4 protein-coding genes are annotated in these 2,321 nt (G+C 73.8%); 2 read left to right on the top strand and 2 right to left on the bottom strand.

What is annotated here, in order from left to right; translation table 11 throughout:
- Positions 1 to 30: 30 nt before the first annotated feature.
- Positions 31 to 168, bottom strand: a complete 138-nt coding sequence (locus CCN72_RS39245) for a hypothetical protein (protein WP_158101434.1) — start codon at positions 166 to 168, stop codon at positions 31 to 33.
- Here CCN72_RS39245 and CCN72_RS29340 point away from each other — a divergent pair.
- Together CCN72_RS29340 and CCN72_RS39240 are read left to right on the top strand one after the other, a co-directional pair.
- Positions 161 to 1,105, top strand: a complete 945-nt coding sequence (locus CCN72_RS29340) for a cytochrome P450 (RefSeq protein ID WP_086810990.1) — start codon at positions 161 to 163, stop codon at positions 1,103 to 1,105. The two genes, CCN72_RS39245 and CCN72_RS29340, sit on opposite strands and share 8 nt — an antisense overlap.
- Before the next feature lie 122 nt (positions 1,106 to 1,227).
- Entirely contained in the window at positions 1,228 to 1,395 is a 168-nt protein-coding gene (locus CCN72_RS39240; RefSeq protein WP_158101433.1) for a hypothetical protein, read from the top strand.
- A 5-nt stretch (positions 1,396 to 1,400) separates the two neighbouring features.
- On the opposite strand, the gene CCN72_RS39235 is transcribed toward CCN72_RS39240, so the two are convergent.
- Positions 1,401 to 2,321 (bottom strand): NsdA family TPR-like regulatory protein (locus tag CCN72_RS39235; protein WP_086810988.1); only part of this gene is annotated, 921 nt, incomplete at its 5' end.

Here is a 2,321-nt window from a genome sequence, read left to right as displayed (position 1 = left end):
GTGATCTGCGCGTGCCGGGTCCTACGGCTTCTACGCCCTGACCCGGCACGCGCAGATCACCGAGGTCTCCCGCCGCCCCGACCTGTTCAGCTCGGCGCCGTCGAGCAGCACCCTCGAAGACCGCTCGCCCGCCTTCGGGGAGAGCGCCGAAGGCTCCCTGATGAACACGGACGCCCCCCGGCACACCGCCATGCGCCGCGTGGTCGCCCGCGCGTTCAACCCCAGCGGCCTGCGCCGCCACGACGGCATGATCGCCGCGGCGGCCCGGCGGGTCGTCGACGAACTGCTGGAGAAGACCCCGTGCGACTTCGTCACCGAGGCCGCCGTCCAGCTGCCGCTGCGCGCCATCTGCGCCATCGTCGGTGTCCCCGCCTCGGCCTACGAGGACGTGGTGCGAGCGACCGACACGATCACCGGGATCGCGAACACCACCGACCGCGCCGGCCTGGCTGCCGTGGCCGAAGCGGTCACCTACTTCAGCACCCTCATGGGCGACCTCGCCCGCCTGCGCCGCGGCAACCCCGCCGACGACGTGACGACCACCCTCGTCCGGGCCACCGTGGACGGCCGGCCCCTCACCGACGCCGAACTCGGCGCGTTCCTGCGCATCCTGCTGGTCGGCGGCAACGACACCACCCGCAGCGCCCTGGCCCACATGCTGCACCTGCTGACCGACAACCCCGGCCAGAAGCAGCTGCTCCTGGCCGACCTGCCGGGACGTATGCCCGGCGCCGTCGAGGAGACCCTGCGCCACGCCACCCCGGGCACCTGGATGCGCCGCAACGTCACCCGCGACACCACCGTGGACGGCCACCCCTTGCGTGCCGGGGACCGGATCATCCTCTACTACAACTCCGCCAACCGGGACGAGGACGTCTTCGACCGCCCCCACGCGTTCGACATCGGCCGCAGCCCCAACCCGCACCTCAGCTTCGGCGGCCCCAGCCCGCACCACTGCCTCGGCGCCCACCTCGCCCGCCGCGAGAGCGGCCTGTTCTACCGGGAACTGCTCACCCGGGCACCCGGCATCCACGCCACCGCGCCGCCCGCCCACACCTACTCCGGCCTCATCCACGGCATCAGCCACCTGCCCTGCACCCGCTGAAAGAGACCCCTCTGCCCGTCCGTGTGCCTCTCGGCCCACGCGAGTTCGAACGGGTGAACCACGCGCATATGCCCCTGTCCTCCGCGTCCCGGCATGCCGGGCCGCCTGTATACCTCGGAGCCATGGACGACCCGCAGATGTACCGACTGGCCGCGCTCCCGCCCCTCGAAGAGGCCACGGAGGCGGAGCTGCCCGACGCGGCCGCCCAGGACGGCGCCGCGACCGGCTGCCGCCGCACACCGCCGTACGCCCCGCAGGACGCGGGCCCACCGCCGCGTCCGCACGGCTGACAGGCTCACAGGACGGGCCGGTTCTCCGCGCTGCGGGCGCGTGCCCGCTCCAGGACCGCCGCCGCCGCGGGGGTGCGCCGGTGCGGGGTGAAACGCCCGCACAGGTGGGACAGCGCCTGGTGGGCCCGGGCCGAGTCCAGCGGGGCGATCTCGTCGAGGAACCGGTGCCCGTGGACGCAGGCCTCGTCGAGACGGCCGACGCCGAGCAAGGCATCGGCCATCAGCGCGTGGGTGAGCGCGATGGAGCGTCTTTCACCGGGTGCCCGGTGGCCGAACGAGTGGGTGAGATGGGCGATGGCCCGCTCGTGCTCGCGCAGTTGGAGGAGCACCAGGGCCTGCTGGTATTCGAGTCCGGCCCGCGGATAGGAGGCGAACGGCCGCGGCCGGGTGCCGGACACGGTGCCGTGCCGCTCGTGGAGCCGTGCGGCGGCGTCGAGGTCGGCCAGCGCGTGGCGGCCGTCCTGGCGGAGAGCGTGGGTGTAGGCCCGCTGGGCCAGCAGGTAGGACCGGGTGCCGGGGTCGGCGAGGTCCCCGGCGGCGGCCAGCGCGTGTTCGGCGTGGGTGTGGGCTATCGCGGTGTGGCCCAGACGGGCCGCCTGGCAGCTCATGGCCCGTAAGGTGACCGCGTACTGGACGCGGTCCCCGCCGGCCGAGGCCAGGGCCAGCGCCGTACGGAAGTACCGCTGGGCGAGTCCGCTGTGCCCGGTGTCGTCGCTCTTGAGGGCGAGCAGATGGGTCAGCTGGGCGGTGCGGGTGAGCCACACCGGTTCCAGGGGGGTGCCGAGCGTGTGCCGGCTCTGGGTGCTGATGTCGTCGGCGAGGTACTGCGCGAGGGCGCTGCGGGCGTGTCTGCCGCCGAACAGGCCGGTGCTGCGGGCGGCGACGAGGATCACGCAGTCGAGCATGGCCAGGCCGGCTTCGGCGGC

It is taken from the genome of Streptomyces murinus (assembly GCF_002154555.1).
Classification (GTDB): Bacteria; Actinomycetota; Actinomycetes; order Streptomycetales; family Streptomycetaceae; genus Streptomyces; species Streptomyces murinus.
Note: the sequence above shows the minus strand (reverse complement) of the source record. Positions and strands in the feature narration are given on the sequence as shown.

Coding starts and splice junctions, on each gene's coding strand:
- CCN72_RS29340 (WP_086810990.1), top strand. CDS start 161: ATGAACACGGACGCCCCCCGGCACACCGCCATGCGCCGCGTGGTCGCC.
- CCN72_RS39240 (WP_158101433.1), top strand. CDS start 1,228: ATGGACGACCCGCAGATGTACCGACTGGCCGCGCTCCCGCCCCTCGAA.